Source organism: Streptomyces sp. NPDC031100, assembly GCF_055570785.1.
On the sequence record NZ_JBVIGN010000016.1, the window covers coordinates 118,342 to 140,558 of the forward strand.

Below are 22,217 nucleotides of genomic sequence, written 5' to 3' on the forward strand. Positions count from 1 at the left end.
ACCGATGTCCTTTCCTCTGCTGACAGCGACGGCGGCGCTCCCGGCCCTCGGGGCGGTCGCCACGGCCGCCGTACCGGCCAAGCAGCGCACCGCCGCCAAGTGGCTGGCGCTGCTGGTCTCGCTCGCCACACTCGCCCTGGCGATCACCGTCCTGGTCCGCTTCGACCCGGACGGCGCCCGCTACCAGCTCACCGAATCCCACGCCTGGATCAAGAACTTCGGGGTCAGGTACGAGCTGGGCGTCGACGGCATCGCGGTCGCCCTCCTCGCGCTGACCGCCCTGCTGATCCCGTTCATCGTCCTCGCGGGCTGGCACGACGCCGACCCGCTGGAGACGGGCAGCAAGAGGTGGCGCCCGACCCAGGGCTTCTTCGGCCTGATCCTGGCCGTCGAGGCGATGGTGATCATCTCCTTCGAGGCCACCGACGTCTTCCTCTTCTACATCTTCTTCGAAGCCATGCTCATCCCGATGTACTTCCTCATCGGCGGCTTCGGGGACCGTGCCCACGAGCATGGCGAGAAGGCGGCCTCGACGCAGCGGTCGTACGCCGCGGTGAAGTTCCTGCTCTACAACCTCGTCGGCGGTCTGATCATGCTGGCCGCGGTGATCGGCCTCTACGTGGTCGCGGGGAACTTCTCGCTCACGGAGATCGCGCAGGCGCGCGTCAACGGCTCGCTGCACATGGCGACGAGCACCGAACGCTGGCTGTTCCTCGGCTTCTTCTTCGCCTTCGCGGTGAAGGCGCCGCTGTGGCCGCTGCACACCTGGCTGCCCAACGCCATGCAGGAGTCCACCGCTCCGGTCGCCGTCCTCATCACCGCGGTCGTCGACAAGGTGGGCACCTTCGCGATGCTCCGCTTCTGCCTCCAGCTGTTCCCGGAGGCCAGCAAGTGGGCGACGCCCGCCATCCTCGTACTGGCGCTCATCAGCATCGTCTACGGCGCGCTGCTCGCGGTCGGCCAGCGGGACATCAAGCGCCTGGTGGCCTACGCGTCGATCTCGCACTTCGGCTTCATCATCATGGGCATCTTCGCGATGACCAGCCAGGGGCAGTCCGGCGCCACGCTCTACATGGTCAACCACGGCATCTCCACGGCCGCGCTGATGCTGGTCGCCGGCTTCCTGATCTCCCGGCGCGGCTCGCGGCTCATCGCCGACTACGGCGGTGTGCAGAAGGTCGCGCCGGTGCTCGCCGGCACCTTCCTGATCGGCGGCCTGGCCACCCTCTCGCTGCCCGGACTCGCGCCGTTCGTGAGTGAGTTCCTGGTCCTGGTCGGCACGTTCGCGCGCTACCCGGCGATCGGCATCATCGCCACCTTCGGCATCGTCCTCGCCGCGCTCTACACCCTCGTGCTGTACCAGCGCACGATGACGGGCCCGGTGAAGCCCGAGGTCTCGGCGATGCCCGACCTCCGCGCGCGCGAGCTGGTGGTCGTCGCCCCGCTGATCGTGCTGCTGATCTTCCTGGGCGTCTACCCGAAGCCCGTCACGGACATCGTCAACCCGGCGGTCAAGCAGACCATGTCCGACGTACACAAGACCGACCCCAAGCCCTCGGTGGAGGCGGCCAAGTGAGTGCAACAGCCGTCCACAGCCTGTGGACAACCGCGGCCGAGCCGATCGCGAAGATCCCGGCACCGAAGATCGAATACGGGCAATTGTCGCCGACCTTGATCGTCGTCGGCGCGGCGGTGGTCGGGGTGCTGGTCGAGGCGTTCTTCCCGCGCCGGTCCCGCTACTACGCGCAGGTGTTCGTGTCCGGCGTAGCGCTGTGTGCCGCGTTCGCCGCGGTCGTCGCGCTGGCGGCGGACGGGTACGGCACCACGAAGGCGCACATCGCGGCCATGGGCGCGATCGCGGTCGACGGACCGTCCCTGTTCCTGCAGGGCACGATCCTGCTGGCCGGTCTGGTCGGCCTGTTCACCTTCGCCGAGCGGCGCCTGGACCCGGCGGCGCACGGCAACCGGGTCGACTCCTTCGCCGCGCAGGCCGCCTCCGTGCCGGGCAGCGACAGCGAAAAGGCCGCCGTGAAAGCCGGGTTCACCACCACCGAGGCCTTCCCGCTGCTGCTCTTCGCGATCGCCGGCATGCTGGTGTTCCCCTCGGCCAACGACCTGCTGACGCTGTTCGTGGCCCTGGAGGTCTTCTCCCTGCCGCTGTACCTGCTGTGCGCGCTGGCCCGCCGCAAGCGGCTGATGTCGCAGGAGGCCGCGGTCAAGTACTTCCTGCTCGGTGCGTTCGCCTCGGCGTTCACGCTGTTCGGCATCGCCCTGCTGTACGGCTACGCGGGCTCGGTGTCGTACGCGCGCATCGCGCAGGTCGTCGACGGCACGGTCACCAACGTCGACCCGGCGCTGGCCAACACCATGGGCAACGACGCACTGCTGCTGCTCGGCAGCGCCCTGATCGTGATGGGCCTGCTGTTCAAGGTGGGCGCGGTGCCGTTCCACATGTGGACGCCCGACGTCTACCAGGGCGCGCCCACCCCGGTGACCGGCTTCATGGCGGCGGCGACGAAGGTGGCGGCGTTCGGCGCGCTGCTGCGCCTGCTGTACGTCGTCCTGCCGGGCCTGCGCTGGGACTGGCGGCCGGTCATGTGGGCGGTTGCGATCATCACCATGCTGGGCGGTGCGATCATCGCGATCACGCAGACCGACATCAAGCGGCTGCTGGCGTACTCGTCCATCGCGCACGCCGGATTCATCCTCGCGGGTGTCATCGCGACGTCCCAGGACGGTGTGTCGTCCGTCCTGTTCTATCTGCTCGCGTACTCCTTCGTGACGATCGGCGCCTTCGCGGTGGTCACGCTGGTGCGCGACGCGGGCGGCGAGGCCACCCACCTGTCCCAGTGGGCCGGGCTCGGGCGCCGTTCACCGCTGGTGGCGGCCGTGTTCGCGGTGTTCCTGCTGGCCTTCGCCGGTATCCCGCTGACCTCCGGTTTCGCCGGGAAGTTCGCCGTCTTCAAGGCGGCGGCGGACGGTGGCGCGGCTCCGCTGGTCGTGGTCGGTGTGATCTCCTCGGCGATCGCCGCGTTCTTCTACATCCGCGTGATCGTGCTGATGTTCTTCAGCGAGCCGAATCCCGAGGGACCGACCGTGGCCGTGCCGTCGCCGCTGACCATGGCGGCGATCGGGATGGGCGTGGCGGTCACGCTGGTGCTCGGTGTGGCGCCGCAGTACTTCCTGGACCTGGCGAGCCAGGCGGGAGTATTTGTGCGCTGACGCACCGCCTTTGTACATGACGCTGCCCGGCACTCTCCTTCGTGAGGGTGCCGGGCAGCGGTGTGTTTCCGGGGTCACTGATTCTTGTCGCGGCGCGCCTTGATCTGCGTCAGGTCGAGATCCACCGGGAACGGCACGTCCACCTTCATGTGTTCGCGGAAGATGCCGGTGCTGGTGTAGGTGCCGGTCGTCGGTTCCAGCTCGAAGACGTGCACAGCGGCCCGGCCCTTCTCGTTCTCGACCCGCCAGTAGTGGGGGATCTTCGCGCGGGCGTACTTCAGGGGTTTGGTCTCGCGGTCACGGGAGACGGAGTCCTCGGAGACGACTTCGATGGCCAGGACGACGGATTCCACCGGGAAGCGGGTCTGGTAAGGGTCCTCCACCACGTCCGCCTGCACAACGACCACGTCTGGTTCGGGCCGGTTCTGGCGGTCGATGTCGATCGTGAACTCGCGGATGACCTCGAATTCCTCGGGCGCCAGCGACTGGAGCTGCCAGTTGAAGAAGTCGACAGCGCGTGCGTGAAAAAGAGTCTGCGGACTCACGAAGACCAGGCTCCCGTCGATCAATTCCGTGTGCGGAGGGAGATTCGGAAGCCGGTCCAGGTCGTCGGCGGTCCAGCCGCCCTTCGGCGGCGTCGGCCAGCTGGACGTGGACGCCTTCGGTGCGACGCTCATCAGTGCTCCCATGGGACGGAGTCTCGCCGGTGCATTCAGACTATCGGCCGGAAACGGGCGAGTCTCCCGCGAACGTGTGAACGAGGGTCGTGTCCTTGACGCGGACGCACGGCGGCCGGCCTGTGGATAACTCGGGGGGCTGTCGGCGGAGCCCCCTATCGTGGAAGCAGTGGTCGAGGGACGACGTAGGGGGGACACGACAATGCGCGGGACGGGCGTGATCAAGGAGATGCCAGAGGCGACCGCGAGCGAGGCGCTGGCCACACTGCACCGGGTCTTCGGGTACGAGGCCTTCCGCGGCGAGCAGGAAGAGATCATCGAGCATGTGGTGGCGGGCGGAGACGCCCTCGTCCTCATGCCGACCGGCGGCGGCAAGTCGCTGTGCTACCAGATCCCGGCCCTCGTCAGACCCGGTACCGGCGTGGTGATCTCGCCACTGATCGCGCTGATGCAGGACCAGGTGGACGCCCTGCGCGCCCTCGGCGTGCGGGCCGGCTTCATCAACTCCACGCAGGACTTCGACGAGCGGCGCGTGGTCGAGGCCGAGTTCCTCGCGGGCGAACTGGACCTGCTGTACCTCGCCCCGGAGCGGCTGCGGGTGGAGGCCACGCTCGACCTGCTCTCGCGCGGCAAGATCTCCGTCTTCGCGATCGACGAGGCGCACTGTGTGTCCCAGTGGGGCCACGACTTCCGCCCCGACTACCTGGCCCTCTCCCTGCTCGGCGAGCGCTGGCCGGACGTCCCGAGGATCGCCCTCACGGCCACGGCCACCCGCGCCACGCACCAGGAGATCACCCAGCGGCTGAACCTGCCGACGGCCCGCCACTTCGTCGCCAGCTTCGACCGGCCCAACATCCAGTACCGGATCGTGCCCAAGGCCGACCCCCGGAAGCAGCTGCTCGCCTTCCTGAGGGACGAGCACGCGGGTGATGCCGGCATCGTGTACTGCCTCTCCCGCAACTCGGTGGAGCGGACGGCCGAGTTCCTGACCGCCAACGGCATCGCGGCGGTGCCCTACCACGCGGGCCTGGACGCGGGCACGCGCGCGGCTCACCAGTCCCGGTTCCTGCGCGAGGACGGCCTGGTCGTGGTCGCGACCATCGCCTTCGGCATGGGCATCGACAAGCCGGACGTGCGGTTCGTCGCCCACCTGGACCTGCCCAAGTCGATCGAGGGCTACTACCAGGAGACGGGTCGCGCGGGCCGCGACGGCCTGCCCTCCACCGCCTGGATGGCCTACGGCCTCAACGACGTCATCCAGCAGCGCAAGCTGATCCAGTCCGGCGAGGGCGACGAGGCGTTCCGCCGCCGCACCGCCGCCCACCTGGACGCCATGCTCGCCCTGTGCGAGACCGCCCAGTGCCGGCGCGGCCAACTGCTCGCCTACTTCGGGCAGGATCCCTCCGCCGCGGGCTGCGGCAACTGCGACACCTGCCTCACCCCGCCGGAGACCTGGGACGGCACGATCGCCGCGCAGAAGGTCCTGTCGGCGGTGGTACGGCTGCAGCGGGAGCGCGGGCAGAAGTTCGGCGCCGTGCAGATCGTCGACATCCTGCTCGGCAAGCGCACCGGCAAGGTGATCCAGTTCGACCACGACCAGCTGTCCGTGTTCGGCATCGGCCAGGACCTCGCCGAGGGAGAGTGGCGGGGCGTCGTCCGGCAGCTGCTTGCCCAGGGTCTGCTCGCGGTCGAGGGCGAGTACGGCACGCTGGTGCTCACCGAGGCGAGCGGTGCGGTGCTGCGGAGCGAGCGTGAGGTGCCGCTGCGCAAGGAGCCGAGGAAGCCGGCCACCTCCCGGTCGGGTGCGAGCGGCTCAGGCCGAGGCGAGCGCAAGGCCAAGGCCGCCGTGGCCGAGCTGCCCGACGAGCTGCTCCCCGCCTTCGAGGCCCTGCGCGCCTGGCGCGCCGAACAGGCCCGCGAGCAGGGCGTCCCGGCGTACGTCATCTTCCACGACGCCACCCTGCGGGAGATCGTCACCCGTCGGCCCGGCTCGGTGCGGGAGCTGGGTACGGTGAGCGGGGTCGGCGAGAAGAAGCTGGCAACGTACGGGGAGGGCGTGCTCGAGGTACTCAACTCCCTGGACGGCCCTGGCGTGGCGGCCGGTGCCGCACCGGCGGGCGGGGCCGCCCCCGCCCCCGGCGAGTCCCCCGAGGATCTGTGGCCCGAGCCGGGGGAGGAGCCGGAGCCGGACGACTGGATGTAGCGAGCCGGAGCCTCAGGAACGTCGCCTGAGGCGAGGCGGAAGGGTGGGGTCGTCACAGTCCCCGTGCCGCATAGGCCCTGACGTCCGCGTCGGAGTCGGTCGTGGCCGTGGCCAGGGCCGCGCGGGCTTCCTCAGTGGCGTGGTGCCGGGTCAGGGCCAGGACCGCCGCCTTGCGCACATCGGCGTTCGGATCGGCGAGAGCCTTGGCGAGGGCGGGGACGGCCGTGCCGGGCGGTGCGACCGACAGCGCGGTGGCGGCACCGGAGCGAACCTGCCAGGCCGGGTCGGAAAGGGCGGCCACGGCACGGGCGGCGAGCGGCGCCGGGCAGCCGGCCGTTGCCAGCGCACCCAGTGCGGCCCCGCGCACCAGAGGGTCGATGTCCTCGGTGAGCCGGTCCAGGGTGTGGGTGAGCAGGTTGCGGGCCTGCGGCTGCAGAGGTGCCGGGCTGACGGTGGCCAGCGCCTTGGCCAGGGTGACGCGGACCTCCCGGGAGGGATCGTCCGCCGCGCCCGCCAGCAGCTGGGCCGCGTCGACCGAGACGAGGGCGCGTACCGCCTCGATGCGGACGGAGACATCGGGGTCGTCCAAGGCGGTGGCGAACACGGCGGCTTCGCCCAGTCCCAGGGCGCGCAGGACGTCGAGGGCGGCGGCGCGGACCACGGGGTCGGCCTCGGAGAGGGCGCCGGTGAGGGCGGTGCCCAGGGCGGGCTCGGGCGTCAGGGTCTCGACGAGTTCGCGCAGTGAGGCCGCGGCGGCCGCGCGGACCTCTGCGTCGGGGTCGGCGAGCGCACCGGCCAGGACCTGTCCGGTGCCGGGCGGCACGGTTTCGGTGAGGACCGAGACGGCGGTACGGCGGACCGCGGGATCGGGGTCCGACAAGTAGGGCCTCAGGGAGGCGAGTTCGGGCTCCTCCTCGGCCAGTTCCAGCAGTTCCAGAAGTCGGGGCGAGGCGGTACCGGCAGAGCCGCTCGGGTCCGGGGAACCGGTGGTCCGAGCGGACGTCGGTCCGGCCGCGTCCGGTGCCATGTCACGCGGGCCGGCTGTGGCGACGTCCTCGGGTCGGACCTCGCCCAGCCGCCGGGACGGACCGCCGGACGGGGCGAAGCCCTCGACCGGCACCAGATAGGGAGCCACGGGCCGGGCCGTGAACTCCATCGCACCAGAGGGGGACTTGTGCAGATCGAGGTGGTGGAACCAGGAGGCGTCGTCGCGCCGGGGGTGGTCGATGCGGTCGTGATAGAGCCCCCAGCGGGACTCGGTACGGGCGAGGGAGGCACGGGCGGCCATCTCCGCGCAGTCGCGGATGAAGGTGACCTCGGCGCAGCGCATCAGCTCGTGCGGGGTGCGGGCACCCATCGCGGCGATGTCGGCGCGCATCCGCTCGAAGGCCTCCAACGCGAGGGAGAGGCGGGCCCCGGACTTGGGGGGTGCCACGTAGTCGTTCACGAAGCGGCGCAGTTTGTACTCGACCTGGGTCTGCGGCGGGCCGTCCGGATTACGCAGCGGGCGGTAGATCAGTTCGTGCGCCTCGCGCACCTGGTCCGCGGGAAGCTCGCCCTCGTATGCCGTGTACTGGGCGGCGTCCGCGCCCGCGAGATCGCCGAAGACGAAGGCGCCGATCATGTAGTTGTGCGGAACGCAGGCCAGGTCGCCGGCGGCGTAGAGGCGGGGGACGGTCGTGCGGGCGCGCTCGTCGACGCGGACGCCGGAGGCGGAGTGGCCGCCGCACAGGCCGATCTCGGAGATGTGCATCTCGACGTCGTGGGTCCGGTAGTCGTGCCCGCGCCCGGCGTGGAAGGTGCCCCGGGTGGGCCGCTCGGTGGAGTGCAGGATGGACTCCAGGGCCGAGATCGACTCCTCGGGCAGGTGACTCAGCTTGAGGTAGACCGGGCCGCGGTCGCTGGCGACCTCCGCCGCGAACTCCGCCATCATCTGCCCGGACCAGTAGTCGGAGTCGACGAACCGCTCGCCGTGCCGGTTGACCTGGTAGCCGCCGAAGGGGTTGGCGACGTAGGCGCAGGCGGGGCCGTTGTAGTCCTTGATCAGCGGGTTGATCTGGAAGCACTCGATGCCGGTCAGCTCGGCGCCGGCATGGTAGGCCATGGCGTATCCGTCGCCGGCGTTGGTGGGGTTCTCGTAGGTGCCGTAGAGGTAGCCGGAGGCGGGCAGGCCGAGGCGGCCGCAGGCGCCGGTCGCGAGGATCACCGCGCCCGCCCGGACGGTGACGAAGGCGCCGGTGCGGGTGTGGAAGCCGACGGCGCCCACGGCCCGCCCGTCATCGGGCGCGGTCAGCACGCGGACCGGCATCACCCGGTTCTCGATGCGGATCCGCTCCCGCATCTCCCGCCGCCGCAACTGCCGGTACAGGACCTTCTTGACGTCCTTGCCCTCCGGCATCGGCAGCACGTACGAACCCGAGCGGTGCACCTGGCGGACCGCGTAGCCCCCGTGTTCGTCCTTCTCGAACTTGACGCCGTACGACTCCAGCCGCTGGACCATCGCGAAGCCGCGGGTGGCGGTCTGGCGGACGGTGGACTGGTCGACGATGCCGTCGTTGGCGCGGGTGATCTCGGCGACGTAGTCGTCGGGCTCGGCGCGGCCGGGGACGACCGCGTTGTTGACGCCGTCCATGCCCATGGCGAGCGCTCCGGAATGGCGGACGTGGGCTTTCTCCAGCAGCAGGACACGTGCGCCGCGTCCGGCGGCGGTCAGGGCGGCCATGGTGCCGGCGGTGCCGCCGCCGACGACGAGGACGTCGCAGGTCAGCTCCTCGGCATCGGTGACGGCGGGGAGCTCCAGGGGGGTCTGAGCGGGGGCGTTCGCGAGGGTGGTCACCAGGGTGCCTTTCAGGTGCCGAGCGAGGAGAGGACGGCGCGGCGCAGGGCCGCGCGGGCCGGAGCGTCGACGGCGCCGCGGTCACGCGGGCGCGGTACGTCGCGTACGGAGCCCACGCGGCCGGCGCCGAGGAGGGCGACACGGTCGCCGAGGAAGAGCGCCTCGTCCACGTCGTGCGTGACGAAGACGACGGTTGCGCCGGTGCCGCGCAACACCTCCACCAGTAGGTCCTGCATGCCGGAGCGCGTCTGGGCGTCGAGGGCGCCGAAGGGTTCGTCCATGAGGACCGCGCGGGGGCTGTCGGCCAACGCGCGGGCCAACTGGGCACGTTGGCGTTGCCCGCCGGACACGCCGTGCGGCAACTGCCCCGCCTGCGCGCTCAGGCCGACGCGGCCGAGCCAGGACTCGGCCCGGGCACGGCGTTCCGCGCGCGGTACGCCGCCGATGGCGAGGGGGAGTTCGACGTTTCCGCGCAGGGTGCGCCAGGGCAGCAGCGCGTCCTCCTGGAAGACCAGCGCGCGGTCAGCGGACGGTCCGGTCACCGGGCTGCCGTCCTGCTCCACCGCTCCGGCCAGCGTCGGCAGCAGCCCGGCGAGCGTGCGCAGCAGCGTCGACTTGCCGCAGCCGGAGGCGCCGACGACGGCGAGGATCTCACCGGGTGCGATGTCGAGGTCGACGTCGTGCAGGACCGGGGCGTCCGGACGGCCGAGGACGGCGGCCCGCAGGGTGAGCCGGGTGCCGTGTACGCCCGCCCGTGCCGGCGCGGCCGGAGCGGCGACGGTCCCGGCCGTCTCAGACGAGGTGCTCATCGCGCGCCTCCTGCTCGGTGTCGTCGTGGCCCTGGTGCTGGGCCTCGGACTGGTGCTCGGGGTCGTCGCCGGCCTGCACGCTGACCGGGACGGCGGCACGGGGCGCCGGGGTGCGGGGCCGGCCGTCGGGGACGTACGAGGTGCGGGGCAGCCAGCGGGTGAGGCGGCGGCCGAGGAGTTCCACGGCCGTGGAGGTGATCCAGCCGAGGACACCGATCGTGACCATGCCGACGAAGACACCCGGGTAGTTCACGATCGTGTAGTCCTGCCAGGTGCGGTAGCCGACGCCGTACTGACCGGAGATCATCTCGGCGGAGATCACGCAGATCCACGAGACGCCGATGCCGACGGACAGGCCGCCGAAGATGCCGGGCAGCGCACCCGGCAACACCACCGAGCCGAGGATCCGCAGCCGGCCGCCGCCCAGGGTGCGCACGGCCTCCTCCCAGACGGGGGTGAGCGCCCGGACCGCGTGCCGGGTGGAAACCAGCACGGGGAAGAAGGCGGCGGTGCAGGTGATGAAGACGATGCCCTGCTCGTTCGAGGGGAAGAGGAGGATCGCGACGGGGACGAGGGCGATGGCCGGGATCGGGCGGATGACCTCCAGGACCGGGCCGAGCAGGTCCTCGGCGAGGCGCGAGCGCGCCACGAGCACGCCGGTGGCCACGCCGAGGACGGCCGCGAGCGCGAAACCGGTGAGGATCCGGGTGAGGCTGTCGGTGAGGTCGGTCCAGTAGTCGGCTCCCGAGAGCCGGTCGGCGAAGGTCCGGGCCACATCGGTGACCGTGGGGAACTGCGAGAAGCGCAGCCACAGGTCGATGTCCAGGCTGGTCAGCAACTGCCAGAGCCCGAGGGCGGCGCCCAGCGACACCGTCCGCAGCGCATACCGGGCGAGCGGACGGCGGGTCATGAGGACCGTCCGAGCGCGTCGGCGTACGAGACCGTACGGGCGCCGCCGTGCGCGGCGATGTACGCCTGCGCGGTCGCCGGGGTCACGAAGGGCAGCAGCTGGTCGCTGTCGGCCACCCAGACCGCCTTGTCGGCGAACCAGAGGGTGCCGGTGGTGGCGTCGGGGACGTAGGCGGCGCGGATGCCGCGCCGGTGCCCGGACACGTAGGCCAGCAGCTCCTTCGGGGAATTGAAGGTGATGGTCTTATCGCTGCCCTGGGCCCACACCTCGCTCGCGGCCGGTGCGGGCATGGCGGCGAGCCTCTCGGCGTAGCCGGCGCCGAGTGCCTTCTTCACGTACTGGTCGTCGACGAAGGAGTCCACGTCGACGTCGCCGGTGAGCTTGGCGGCCTTGAGGACAGCGACGTCCTGCTTCAACGCGGAGACGAGCTGGGGTTTGACGGCCGGGTCGAAGGTCGCGATGCCGTGGGCACCGTTGTAGAGGTAGACGACCTCGGCGGGCAGGCCGGTGGCCTCGGCGACCTTCTCCGCGGCGGTCACCGGGTGGTCGTTGAGGTAGTCCGTGGCCTGCGCCTGTGCCTTGAGGAAGGCCTCCAGAACGGCTGGGTGCTGCTGGGCGAAGTCCTCGCGTGCGGTGACGCCGTGGAAGGTCGGGAGGTTCAGCTGGGCGCCGTCGTACAGGGCCTTCGCCTTGCCCTGGTAGGCGAGCAGGCCCGGCCAGGCGACGAACTGCGACAGTGCGTCCACGCTGCCCGCCGAGAGCGCGGAAGCCCCCACGGCGGGCTGCTGGTTGAGCTTCGCGATGCCGCTGCTCGGGTCGATGCCGGCGCGCTGCAGGGCCCGTACGAGAGTGCCGTCGGCGGCGGAGCCGACGCTCGTGGACACCTTCTTGCCCTTCAGGTCCTTCAGGGAGGAGAGCCCGGAGCCCGGGGCGGTGACGACGGTGTTGAGGCCGCCGCGCAGGTTGTAGCCGGTGACCGACACCAGGTGGGTGGGGCGGCCGAGTTGCTTGCCGCGGGCTGCGTTCAGCAGCAGCGGGAAGTCGCCCATCGAGCCGATGTCGATCTTCCCTGCGGTCATCTGCGCGGTGATCGGGGCGCCGGTGGCGTAGTCCTGCCAGTCGACCTTGTAGGTGTGGCCGTCGTGCAGTGCGTTCAGCCGCTTCTCGAAGTAGCCCAGTGAGCGGAGCAGGGTCCCCGCGGTGACCGTGTTGATGGTCTTGGACTGGTAGCCGACGGTCACGCTGACCGTGGAGCCGCTGCCCGCCTCGGCGCTGCCGCCGCAGGCGGTCAGGGGAAGGAGGAGCGCGGCGGCGGACAGGGTAACTGCCATGCGTTTCATGGTGGTTCGGCCTCTCGCCGGAGCAGTGGGACGGGTCAGCGGAGCAGGTAGGGCATGGTGACCGTGACCGCTCCGGTGGGGCAGCGAGCCGCGCACGGGCCGCAGTACCAGCACTCGTCGACGTGCATGTACGCCTTGCCGCTGCTCTCGTCGATGGCGAGTGAGTCCAGCGGGCACATGTCCACGCAGAGCGTGCAGCCGTCGATGCACTTCGACTCGTCGACGGTCACGGGCACGTCGGCCCGCTGGGGCGCCAAGGGCATGGCTGTCTCCAGGAAATGGGGCAGGGGCTACTGGCAGGGCGGGAGGGGGCTAAACCGCGCGGTGCAGGAGGCCGCTCATGCTGATGCGGTCGCCGCGGAAGCGGATGAACTCCAGGTCGACGGGGCGGCCGTCGGCGAGGTGGGTGAGGCGTTCCAGCATCAGTACGGCGGCGCCGCGCGGGGCCTGGAGAACGGCGGCGGAGTGAGTGTCCGCGTTCACCGCCTCCAGTGTGATCTCGGCATGGCCGAGACGCTGGCCGGTGATGGCTTCCAGCAGGCGGAAGACATCGGTGTTCTCCAGGTCGGCGCCGAGCAGGGCCGTGCCGATGTCGAGCGGGATGTAGGTGAGGTCGAGGGAGAGGGGAAGACCGTTCAGGCGGCGCAGGCGCTCGATGTAGAGGACGTCGGCGCCGGCCGGGACGCGGAGGCGTTCGGCCACCGGGGCGGGTGCGGGGGCGGGGCCCATGGTGCGGACCTCGTTGGTGACGCGGCCGTGTTCGCGGAGGGTTTCCGCGAGGCCCATCAGGCGGTCGAGCCCGTGCGGGTACTTCTGGGCGACGACGACGGTTCCGACTCCCGGCTGCCGCTCTACCAGCCCCTCTGCCCGGAGCAGGTCCAGGGCTTGGCGGACGGTGTTGCGAGAGGCGCGGTAGTCGCTGGCGAGGGTGGACTCGTGGGGGAGGGCGCCGTCCCCGAAGGCGCCGGTGAGGAGCTGGTGGCGCAGCAGGTCGGCGAGCTGCCTGGCCCGGTCCGCCCGCAGCCGGCGACGCGCACGGTGGGCGGCGACGGTGGTCGCGGCGCCCTGACCGGCGTGGTCGCGGGGGCGGTCGGCAGGTGGCATGGCTGGAACCATACCGAGCAGGTAGGGAATGGGGTGTTTCTGGAGTGTTGCGCCAGCTGGGGGAATGTGGAACAGGCCTCTGGGCTGGGCTCTTTCCGGCGGATCGAGTAGATCTGCCACTCGGCCGGCTTTTCCGTATGCGCGTCCGGAAGAGCCAGAAGTCGTCAGGACTGGGCCGTAGGTCTCAGGAACAGCAGGTCTCAGGGACCGCAGGCCTCACCCGAAGCGACGGGGCCCCGTGCTCGTCGTCACCTTGCGGCCCAGTCGTCGCTGGTGCCTCCGCGGTTTAAGCGGCGCCTGTCTTGTCGTCGATCTGGAAGGTGATTACGTCGACTTCGTCGGTTCCCGCCAGATCTGGGTAGTGGCCCTTGAGGCTTTCCCGGAGTTCGGTTGCGGTCGTCAGCCCCTCGGCTTGGGCGTCCTGGTTGGTGAGTTCGCTGACCAGGCAGTGCCTGATGCCGGTCACCTCTGCTGGCAGGACGACTTCGGGGTCGCTCTCGAACACCAGCCGTGCCGGCCCGAGCTGGGCCGGGTCCCGGAAGCGGGTGGTCTTGGTCTTGGCGCCGGAGCGGACGTCTTCGAGGTAGCGGGGGTTGAACCGGATGATCGGGGGACCGGCCGTCTCGGGGTCTTGGTAGAGCGATGGGTCGAGACCGCTCATGCCTTCCGGGGTCCATCGCTGAGTCAGCGGCATCAGGTCGGCGGCGAGAACGGACCTGGGCCCCGCGGGCGTGGGCACGATGACGCGCATGGTGGGGTAGTAGTCCACGAAGACCTGCCGATCGCGCCCGCACGGGCCGATGACCCCGCGCCCATGGTTTCCCACGGCAACGATGCAGCGCATCTGGCGGGCGCCCTGGGCTCGTGCGGCTCCCAGAGCCACGAGTTCGGCGCAGGGTCCGCCGGTGAAGTGGTAGAGGTTCACGCCGGCGAACATCCGGTAGTCGGCGGCCATGACCGCGGCGCCCATCGTGTGGATCCCGTCTTCGTCGGGCCCGGCGTCGGTATGCGCGTCTATGGTGCGGCGTGCCAGCTCCACGAGCTCACGCTCGTCATCATCGAGAGCTCGTGCAGATGACGGTACGTACACCTTTTCAGCCTTCCCTTCCCTCAGCAGTCGCCGAAGAGCATTCCACGCCACGCAGGTGGGCTCCACGGGATTTCGGCTTGCCTTGACTGGGCCCCATGGTGGTCCCGTGGGCAGGGATGGAGCGCCCTGGCTGAGGCTGGTGAAGGCGGCGGCGGTGTTCTGCACGCCGGTGTGCCGTTCGCGGCACTGGCGGCGGATGCGGCGGGCAGGCGCGAGGGCCCGGGCGGTGCAAGGTGCCAGGGCTGCCACCTGCCCGGAGTGTGGGGTGTCCTGGACCGTTGCCGTAGCGCCCAGTGGCGCCTCGGCCCGACTCCGGCCCGCCAGACCCCGAAGGGCGGTGCCCCGGAGAAGTGGCCCCGGCGCCGACCAGCTGCGCCGACGGCTGCGGCTGCGCTGCCGGCGCTGTGCCTGGCCAGTCCGAGTGATCGCGGACTCCCAGTCAGTCAAAGGCGCGGAGACCGTATCGAACGCGACGCGCGGATACGATGCGAACAAGCACATCAATGGCAGGAAGCGACATCTGCTGGTTGATCAGGACGGCCTGCTCGTCGACCTGCTGGTCATGCCCGCCGACGTTCAGGACCGCGACGCGGCCCGCATCCTGCTCACCCATCACGATCAAGGTTGTCCCTCGCCCCAAGGATGCCAGGGGCTTCATCCTGCTGCCCAAGAGGTGGGTGGTGGAACGAAGTAACTCGTGGACGATGCGGGCCCGGCGCAACGCAAGGGACTACGAACGCTTGATGACCCACGCGGAAGCCCACATCCAGTGGGCCTTCACCCTCATGTCCCGCCGACTGGCCCGCCCCCTCCGCCAGACCGAGGCCTTGCAGGCCACCCTCGCGGCGGCCTGAAGACCCACGGGCTGCCGTTGCCGTTCGGAACGGCGACCATGGACGCCCAACCGAACGGCAAGCGGGATCACCGCCCTTCTCTACGCCCCGTGACCTGCGAAAAGAGGATGTGACACGGCTTCTCAGGACAACGCCGACAGCCCCGGAGCGAATGTGATGAGCAGCGGGAGCAGGGGCACCAGTGCGGCCACCGTCGTCGTCAGGGCCCGGTGGCGGCGGAGCAGGCGCGGCGGGGGCTGCAGGAGGCGGTCCACGCGTTCGCCGAGGAGGCGGCGGCTGGAGGCGCAGGACAGGACCCCGCGGTGCTGGTTCAGCTCGATCAGGGCCAGGGCGGTGGTGAGGTGGCCGCAGCGGCGGGAGGCCGTGTCGTCGGCGGCCAGTTCGACCAGCCGGTGCGTCTGGTCGCAGAAGTGGGCGAAGAGCGGGACGCGCGGGAAGCCCGTGGCGAGCGCGGTGGACAGGTGGAGCAGCCAGTCGTGGTGGGCGCGGGCGTGGCCGCGCTCGTGGGTGAGGACGGCGTCCAGCTGATGGTCGGTCAGGCGGTGCAGGGCCCCCGTGGTCACGACCAGCTGGGGCGGGTGCCCCGGCATCCACCAGGCGTCCGGGTACTCGTCCTCCAGCACCAGCATCGGCCCACGCGCCGCCGGCAGCCCGGCGGGCAGGTCGGGCGCGCGTTCGCGCAGCTGTGCCCGGGTGTGGCCTCGGCGCCGGCGGGCCTCGACGAGTTCCCGGCCCAGCATCGCCGTCGTCCAGGCCGCCCCGCTCGCCAGCAGCACGGTGAGGACGGCGGCCCAGACCGGGGCGGTGGAGAGGTCGTACGCGGCGGTGACGGCGGGCGGCGCGGGGGCGAAGACATGGTCGCGGACGGTGTGGAAGACCGCCGCCGCGCCCAGGACCAGCGCGGTCAGACAGCACAGCAGGACCGTCGCGACCAGGCACTGCCACACCCACAGGGCGACCACGGGTTCCCGCTCGGGCCAGGCGGCACGGGTCAGCGCACGGGGCGCCGGTACGGCGGCCGTCAGGGCGACGACGCTCAGCAGGAGCAGGCAGACGGTCATGCCGGGGCTCCGGTTCCTGGTCGGAGAGGTGTACGGGTGCGGGTGGTGCGGGGCGATACGCCGGGGCGCATCGCGTACGTTTCCCCGCCAGTATGACGGCGAGACGCGGCATGAGGCAGGTGTCGACCGCGATCCGGCCGCCCTCCTTCGAGTCTTGCTCCGCTCGGCTCCGGGCTCGGCGGTCCTCCCTCTCCTTACGTCCGCAGTGCCCGCCGCACCGCCTCCAGCACCTCTTCCTCCCCGAACCCCAGGGCCCGCGTCCACGCCACGAAATCCCTGGTCACCTCGGCGAGTTCCGCCGTGTCGCGGGGGCGCGCCCCTGGCGGCAGCGGAGCCACCCGCGTCCCCGCGCCACGCCGGGTCAGGATCAGGGAAGCGGCCTCCAGCTCGCGGTAGGCGCGCGCAACCGTGCCGGCTGCCAGGCCCAGGTCGGCTGCCAGCTGCCGTACGGTCGGCAGGCGTTCGCCCTCTGGCAGGCGGCCGGTCGTGATCAGGGCGGCGAGTTGGGCGCGGATCTGTTCGTACGGCGGGACGGGGCTCGTCGTGTCGACCCGTACGGCCGCCCCGCTCATCCGCGCGCCCCCGGCGTCGTCCGGCCCGGCGCGGCTGCCCGAGCCGGGCGAGTCTCCCGGCCTGCCGGGCGCTGCCACGCCGCCCGGGGCGAGCAGATGGTGAAGAGCATCCACGGCCCGGTCACCAGCGAGACCAGGGCCAGTGGCAACAGCACCACGGCCCCCGCAGTCCCCACGGTGCCGTCGCACGACAAGCTCAGCAGCGAGGCCGACGCCGTGGTGGCCGCGCCCAGCAGGGAGAGGGCGACGACGAGCCCCCATGCCGCGACGATCGCCAGGGTGCGGTCGCGGCGGGACTGCTCGTCGCCGGGCCGGGTGGCGATCCGCCGTAGCGACCAGCCGCAGGCGCCCGTGGCGACAGCGAGGGCGGCCAGCATCGGCAGGCCGTAGTACAGCCCCGGCCAGGGGCTGTGTGACTGGGTCATGCCCCGGCAGCTCAGGGTGAGTGAACGGCCCGCCCGTCCCAGGTCGTCCGGTGAGGCCACCGCCCCCGCGACCGTCAGCAGCACCACCAGCGCGCCTGCGAGGACGACCAGCAGCCAGGTCGTCCGGGGCGGTACGTAGTCGCGCACCCGGCGCGGCGCGAGCCCGGCCGTGCGGACGGCACCCCGGGCCGGCGGGGTCAGCGCGTCGCCCACCAGTACGCCGGCCACCGCGCACAGGCCGAACGCCGGGATGGCGTACAGCACCCCTTCCCCGTGGTCGAGCGTGGAGAGCGGCCACGCCGCGAGTGCGCCCGCCGCCAGCCCCGTCCAGCGGGCACAGCGGTCGACCGGCGCCCGGGACGCGGTGGCTGGTGTGGTCGGGTCGAGATCAGTCATGGAAGTCCCCCGTGACAGCGTGACGTGCACTCACCGCTTGTATCAAGCGGTGAGTACAAGATGCTTGCCGCGAGGGGCTTGTGTCAACTCCTTGCTACAAGGGGTCGCTCAGCCCGACACAACGCGTCCGCTGACCTCCCCCAGCCCGACCCGGCTCCCGTCCGCCCCCGGTGCCCACGCCGACATCGTCACGACGTCCCCGTCCTCCAGGAACGTCCGCTTGCCGTCGGGGAGTTCGAGCGGGTCGCGGCCGCTCCAGGTCAGCTCCAGCAGCGAGCCGCGCTGGTTCTTCACCGGGCCGCTCACCGTGCCCGAGCCGTACAGGTCGCCGGTGCGCAGCGAAGCCCCGTTCACGGTCATGTGGGCCAGCTGCTGGGCCGCGGTCCAGTACATGGTGGAGAACGGCGGCTCGGACACCACATGGCCGTTGATGGCAATGGAGATCCGCAGGTCGTAGCCGCCGGGCTCGATCTCCGGCGCCGCGTCGTCCAGGTACGGCAGCAGCGGGTGCGTGCGCTCCGGTGGCGCCACGCGCGCGTGCTCCAGCGCCTCCAGCGGGGTGATCCACGCCGACACCGAGGTCGCGAAGGACTTGCCGAGGAACGGGCCGAGCGGGACGTACTCCCAGGCCTGGATGTCCCGTGCCGACCAGTCGTTCAGCAGGCACAGACCGAACACGTGCTCCCGGAAGTCGCCGAGCGCGACCGGCTTGCCCTGCTCGGAGGGCACGCCCACCACGAAGCCGACCTCGGCCTCGATGTCCAGCCGGATCGAGGGGCCGAAGACGGGCACCGGGTCGCCGGGGCCCTTGCGCTGCCCGGACGGCCGTACGACGTCCGTGTCCGACACCACCACCGTGCCGGCGCGGCCGTGGTAACCGACCGGCAGGTGCTTCCAGTTGGCGGGCAGCGAGTCCTCGGCGTCCGGGCGGAAGATCTGGCCGACGTTCCGGGTGTGGTTCTCGGAGGAGTAGAAGTCGACGTAGTCGGCGACCTCGAAGGGCAGGTGGAGGGTCACCGACGACAGGGGGTGGAACAGTGGTTCGATCGCCGAGCGGTGCGAGGGCACCGTCACCCAGGCCGTCAGTGCGCGCCGCACGTCGGACCAGGCCGTGCGCCCGGCCGCCAGCAGGGGGTTGAGGGTGGGCTGCGCGAGCAGGGAGACGTACGGCGAGCCCAGGGCGGCGGCCGCGGCGCCCGCGTCGAGGACGTGGTCGCCGAGCCGGACGCCGACCCTCCGCTCCGTGCTGCCGGAGGGCGAGAACACGCCATAGGGAAGGTTGTGCGGACCGAAGGGGTCGCCCTCGGGGACGTCGAAGGGGGGCATGGGGTACTGCCTCGCTCTCATCCGGGCCATGCATGGCGGTGCGTTCCATGTGGTCGCGCCACACGTTACGGGTGCGTTGCGCGTCTTGGGCAGTGCCCCGGGGCGTGCCGCACGGAGCGCTCGAATGGTTGCCCGAGTGGTGCCTAAAGAGTTCGCAATGTCCGAATAAGCCTTGTGGGAGGCGGCAATTCCGGCTTAGCGTCCTTTGGGGGACACGGACGGGGTGGGTCCGGTCCGTAGGGGGGACACGTGGGGGGACCCGTGGCCGGAAACACCTTTGGTGTGCCTTTCGAGGCGGACCGTGACGTGCCGGGGCTGATCGTCAAGTTCGGGGACTATCCGCTGCACCACGGTGGTGTGGGCGCGATCCGCAGCCTGGGCCGCCTGGGTGTGCCCATGTATGCCATCACCGAGGATCCCTACACACCCGCGGCCTCCTCCCGCTATCTCAAACGGGCGTTCGTCTGGCCGACGACAGGTGCGGAGGAGCCGGGCCGGCTGGTCGAGGGCCTGCTCCGCATCGGGCGCCGCATCGGCCGCCCGACCGTCCTGATCCCGACGGACGAAGAGGCCGCCGTCCTGATCGCCGAACACCAGGACGACCTGGCCGGTTCCTTTGTCTTCCCGCGCGTCGACCCCGCACTGCCGCGCCGGCTCGCCAGCAAGCAGAGCCTGCACGAGCTGTGCGTGGAGCACGGCATCGCGAGTCCGGCGGCCGCGTTCCCGGAGTCGTACGAGGAGATCGTCGCCTTCGCGGACGAGGCCCGCTTCCCGGTCGTGGCCAAGAACCGGGAGGCGTTCGTCCGGCGCAGTCGGCCCGCCGTCAACGGCACCACCAGGATCGCCACCCGGGAGGGCCTGCTCACCCTCGCCCGCGACTGGGGCGAGCGACCCGGTGTGATCCTCCAGGAGTATCTGCCGAGGGAGGAGGCCGAGGACTGGATCGTGCACGCCTGCTTCGGCGCCGACTCCAGCCCGCTCGCGCTCTTCACCGGCGTCAAGGTCCGCTCCTGGCCGCCGCACGCGGGCATGACGGCGAACGCGTACGTCGTCGACAACCCGGAACTCGCGGACCTCGCCGCACGTTTCGTCAAACAGATCGGCTTCAGCGGAATCATCGACCTCGACCTGCGCTTCGACCGGCGCGACGGACAGTACAAACTCCTCGACTTCAACCCGCGCATGGGCGCCCAGTTCCGGCTCTTCGAGAACGAGTCGGGTGTGGACGTCGTCCGCGCCATGCACCTGAACCTGACCGGCCGCCCTGTCCCGGAGGGGGAACAGCGGGCCGGACACCGCTTCATCGTGGAGAACATCGACCTGCCCGCCCTCCTTGCCTACCGAAGCAGTGGCTATACGACGCCGCACGCGCCGGCGAAGGCGAGCGGGACGGAGCTGGCCTGGCTCGCGGGTGACGACCCGATGCCGTTCCTCACGATGCTCGCCCGCTTCGTGCGCCCGGGCGCGAAGCACCTCTACCAGCTGTGGCGGACCAACCGCCGCGGCAGCACCACCACCGCCACGAAGTAGGCAAGGCCACCGAGGTGGCGCACCGTGTCTCTGGGGAGGGACTTCGTGATTCGACCGGTTGCAGTCATCGGGGCCGGGCCGTTCGGCCTGTCCACCGCCGCCCATCTGCGGGCGCGCGGCATCCCCGTCCGTGTCTTCGGCGACCCGATGGTCAGCTGGCGCGACCACATGCCCGAGGGCATGCTCCTGAAGTCGACCCCCGCCGCGTCCAACCTCGACTGCCCGCAGCCCGGCCACACCCTCGCCGACTACTGCGACGCGGCGGGCATCCGCCGGCTGGTGACGGACGAGGACATCATCCCGGTGGAGACGTTCGTCGCCTACGGCGAGTGGTTCCAGCACAAGCTGCTGCCCGACCTGGAGCAGGTCAGGGTCGTCTCCGTCGACCGCGACGAGAGCGGCGGGTTCGAACTCAAGCTGGACTCGGGGGAGCTGTTCACCGCTCGCGCGGTCGTGGTCGCCACCGGCCTGTCCGGGCTGGCCCACCTCCCCGCGGAGCTGGCGGCAGCGGCGGCCGACGGTCCGGCGCCCACGGGCCCGGTCTCCCACAGCTCCCAGCACCACGACCTCACCCGCTTCGCCGGCAGGGAGCTGATCGTCGTCGGCGCCGGCCAGTCCGCGCTGGAGACGGCGGCCCTCGCGGCCGAGGCCGGCGCCCGGGTGCGCGTGGTCTCGCGCGGCCGCGGCCGGGTCGCCTTCGGCGCCCCGCCCTGGAACCAGCCGAGGCTGCGCCCAGAGTCGCCCTTCGGCCGCGCCTGGTCCCTGTGGGCCCTCAGCTACTACCCCCATCCGTACCGCTTCCTGCCCGCCCGCACCCGCCACTACCTGGTCCGCCGGGTCCTCGGCCCGCTCGGCGCCTGGTGGCTGCGCGACCGCTTCGAGGGCATGGTCCAGGTCCAGGAGGTCGAGCGGGTGACGGGCGCCGAGGCGCCGGACGGCAGCCCGGTCCTCACCGTCCGCGGCCATGGCGGCCGCACCGAGCGGCTCGCCGCGGACCACGTCATCGCCGCCACCGGCTACCGCGTGAACATCGCGGCCATGGACTTCCTCGGCCACGAGCTGCGCACCCGGCTCGCGGTGAGCCGGGGCGCGCCCCGGCTCGGTGCCGGGTGCGTCTCCTCGGTCCCCGGCCTGTACTTCACCGGCCTCCCGGCGGCGTCCTCGTTCGGCCCGGTGATGCGTTTCGTCTGCGGCACGGAGTTCGCCTCGCCACGGCTGGCCAGGCACCTGGCGGCGGCCCACGGCTGAAAGATCGTCGCGCCGGTCTGTCACACCGTCCGCCTCCGCTCCGTCAGTGCGGTGAAAGCAACCCCGCGAGCAGCACTGACCCACAGGAGGCAGCACCATGCAGGCACGGACGGCCAATCCGGCGCAGGTCCTTCCGAGCGCGATGAAGGGGATCGGCAGCCTCTTCCAGGCAATCGGCGAGGGCGGTCTGCCGCCGGAGCTCTCGGAGATCGTCGGGCTGCGCGCCAGCCAGATCAACGGGTGCAGCGCGTGCGTGCACGCTCACACGGCGAACCTGCGCAAGGCCGGCGCGAGCGAGGAGCGGATCGCCACGGTCGCCGCCTGGCGCGAGGCGCCCTTCTTCACCGAGGCCGAGCGCGTGGCGCTGCGGCTGACCGAGCGCGTCACCCGGCTCGCGGACCGCTCCGAGGAGTCGGTGCCGGACGAGCTGTGGGACGAGGTGGCCGACCACTTCGACGACAAGCAGCTCTCCGCGCTGATCCTCACGATCTCGCTCACCAACCTGTTCAACCGCATCAACACCACCATCAAGGAGCCCGCGGGCACCACTTGGGGCTGAGGAGCACACAAGTCCGGGAAGATCAGGGCGAGTCGGCGGGGCGCGCGGTCCGTAT

At 71.2% G+C, this 22,217-nt stretch carries 19 protein-coding genes; 7 read left to right on the forward strand and 12 right to left on the reverse strand.

Going from position 1 to position 22,217, the window contains the following annotated elements:
* The first annotated feature begins 4 nt into the window (after positions 1-4).
* Positions 5-1,576, forward strand: a complete 1,572-nt coding sequence (locus ACZ5DS_RS35800; protein WP_468246999.1) for an NADH-quinone oxidoreductase subunit M — start codon at positions 5-7, stop codon at positions 1,574-1,576.
* Positions 1,573-3,222 carry an NADH-quinone oxidoreductase subunit NuoN gene (gene nuoN / locus ACZ5DS_RS35805; RefSeq protein ID WP_468247000.1) on the forward strand — a complete coding sequence of 550 codons (1,650 nt, stop codon included), beginning with the start codon at positions 1,573-1,575 and terminating at the stop codon, positions 3,220-3,222. Before ACZ5DS_RS35800 ends, nuoN begins: the two co-directional genes overlap by 4 nt.
* A 74-nt stretch (positions 3,223-3,296) precedes the next feature.
* Here nuoN and ACZ5DS_RS35810 read toward each other — a convergent pair whose 3' ends face one another.
* Positions 3,297-3,899 (reverse strand): Uma2 family endonuclease, encoded by a 603-nt coding sequence (locus ACZ5DS_RS35810; protein WP_468247002.1) that lies wholly within the window; start codon positions 3,897-3,899, stop codon positions 3,297-3,299.
* Between the two features lie 202 nt (positions 3,900-4,101).
* On the opposite strand from ACZ5DS_RS35810, the gene recQ reads away from it, so the two are divergent.
* Entirely contained in the window at positions 4,102-6,102 is a 2,001-nt protein-coding gene (gene recQ, locus ACZ5DS_RS35815) for a DNA helicase RecQ (RefSeq protein ID WP_468247003.1), read from the forward strand.
* A 52-nt stretch (positions 6,103-6,154) separates the two neighbouring features.
* Here recQ and ACZ5DS_RS35820 read toward each other — a convergent pair whose 3' ends face one another.
* From ACZ5DS_RS35820 to ACZ5DS_RS35850, 7 genes are all read right to left on the reverse strand, one after another.
* Positions 6,155-8,938 carry a fumarate reductase/succinate dehydrogenase flavoprotein subunit gene (locus tag ACZ5DS_RS35820; RefSeq protein WP_468247004.1) on the reverse strand — a complete coding sequence of 928 codons (2,784 nt, stop codon included), beginning with the start codon at positions 8,936-8,938 and terminating at the stop codon, positions 6,155-6,157.
* An 11-nt stretch (positions 8,939-8,949) separates the two neighbouring features.
* Entirely contained in the window at positions 8,950-9,747 is a 798-nt protein-coding gene (locus ACZ5DS_RS35825) for an ABC transporter ATP-binding protein (RefSeq protein WP_468247006.1), read from the reverse strand.
* Complete coding sequence (locus tag ACZ5DS_RS35830; RefSeq protein WP_468247007.1) at positions 9,731-10,657, reverse strand: ABC transporter permease; 927 nt, start codon at positions 10,655-10,657, stop codon at positions 9,731-9,733. Before ACZ5DS_RS35830 ends, ACZ5DS_RS35825 begins: the two co-directional genes overlap by 17 nt.
* On the reverse strand, positions 10,654-11,997 hold the full coding sequence (locus ACZ5DS_RS35835) for an ABC transporter substrate-binding protein (RefSeq protein ID WP_468247008.1): 1,344 nt from the start codon (positions 11,995-11,997) through the stop codon (positions 10,654-10,656). Before ACZ5DS_RS35835 ends, ACZ5DS_RS35830 begins: the two co-directional genes overlap by 4 nt.
* A gap of 35 nt (positions 11,998-12,032) precedes the next feature.
* On the reverse strand, positions 12,033-12,260 hold the full coding sequence (locus tag ACZ5DS_RS35840; protein WP_468247009.1) for a 4Fe-4S dicluster domain-containing protein: 228 nt from the start codon (positions 12,258-12,260) through the stop codon (positions 12,033-12,035).
* Positions 12,261-12,309: 49 nt separating this feature from the next.
* Complete coding sequence (locus ACZ5DS_RS35845) at positions 12,310-13,101, reverse strand: GntR family transcriptional regulator (protein WP_468247011.1); 792 nt, start codon at positions 13,099-13,101, stop codon at positions 12,310-12,312.
* Between the two features lie 286 nt (positions 13,102-13,387).
* Positions 13,388-14,140: an ASCH domain-containing protein gene (locus ACZ5DS_RS35850; RefSeq protein WP_468247012.1), complete on the reverse strand. Its 753-nt coding sequence runs from the start codon at positions 14,138-14,140 to the stop codon at positions 13,388-13,390.
* Positions 14,141-14,387: 247 nt separating this feature from the next.
* Between ACZ5DS_RS35850 and ACZ5DS_RS35855 the strand changes: the two genes are divergently transcribed.
* Positions 14,388-14,885, forward strand: a complete 498-nt coding sequence (locus ACZ5DS_RS35855) for a transposase (RefSeq protein WP_468247172.1) — start codon at positions 14,388-14,390, stop codon at positions 14,883-14,885.
* A 282-nt stretch (positions 14,886-15,167) separates the two neighbouring features.
* On the opposite strand, the gene ACZ5DS_RS35860 is transcribed toward ACZ5DS_RS35855, so the two are convergent.
* The 4 genes from ACZ5DS_RS35860 to fahA form a co-directional block, all read right to left on the reverse strand.
* The gene (locus ACZ5DS_RS35860) at positions 15,168-16,106 is read right to left on the reverse strand and encodes a M56 family metallopeptidase (RefSeq protein WP_468247014.1); all 939 of its coding nucleotides are present in this window, start codon (positions 16,104-16,106) and stop codon (positions 15,168-15,170) included.
* Positions 16,107-16,300: 194 nt separating this feature from the next.
* The gene (locus ACZ5DS_RS35865) at positions 16,301-16,678 is read right to left on the reverse strand and encodes a GntR family transcriptional regulator (RefSeq protein WP_468247017.1); all 378 of its coding nucleotides are present in this window, start codon (positions 16,676-16,678) and stop codon (positions 16,301-16,303) included.
* Positions 16,675-17,499 carry a hypothetical protein gene (locus ACZ5DS_RS35870; RefSeq protein ID WP_468247019.1) on the reverse strand — a complete coding sequence of 275 codons (825 nt, stop codon included), beginning with the start codon at positions 17,497-17,499 and terminating at the stop codon, positions 16,675-16,677. The genes ACZ5DS_RS35865 and ACZ5DS_RS35870 overlap by 4 nt, the downstream gene beginning before the upstream one ends.
* A gap of 108 nt (positions 17,500-17,607) precedes the next feature.
* On the reverse strand, positions 17,608-18,825 hold the full coding sequence (fahA, locus tag ACZ5DS_RS35875) for a fumarylacetoacetase (RefSeq protein ID WP_468247021.1): 1,218 nt from the start codon (positions 18,823-18,825) through the stop codon (positions 17,608-17,610).
* 282 nt (positions 18,826-19,107) lie between these two features.
* Between fahA and ACZ5DS_RS35880 the strand changes: the two genes are divergently transcribed.
* The 3 genes from ACZ5DS_RS35880 to ACZ5DS_RS35890 all read left to right on the forward strand — a co-directional run bounded on the left by ACZ5DS_RS35880 (position 19,108) and on the right by ACZ5DS_RS35890 (position 22,162).
* Positions 19,108-20,355 (forward strand): carboxylate--amine ligase, encoded by a 1,248-nt coding sequence (locus tag ACZ5DS_RS35880; RefSeq protein ID WP_468247022.1) that lies wholly within the window; start codon positions 19,108-19,110, stop codon positions 20,353-20,355.
* A 45-nt stretch (positions 20,356-20,400) separates the two neighbouring features.
* Positions 20,401-21,603: an FAD-dependent oxidoreductase gene (locus ACZ5DS_RS35885; RefSeq protein WP_468247024.1), complete on the forward strand. Its 1,203-nt coding sequence runs from the start codon at positions 20,401-20,403 to the stop codon at positions 21,601-21,603.
* 97 nt (positions 21,604-21,700) lie between these two features.
* Entirely contained in the window at positions 21,701-22,162 is a 462-nt protein-coding gene (locus ACZ5DS_RS35890) for a carboxymuconolactone decarboxylase family protein (protein ID WP_468247026.1), read from the forward strand.
* The last annotated feature ends 55 nt before the right edge of the window (positions 22,163-22,217 follow it).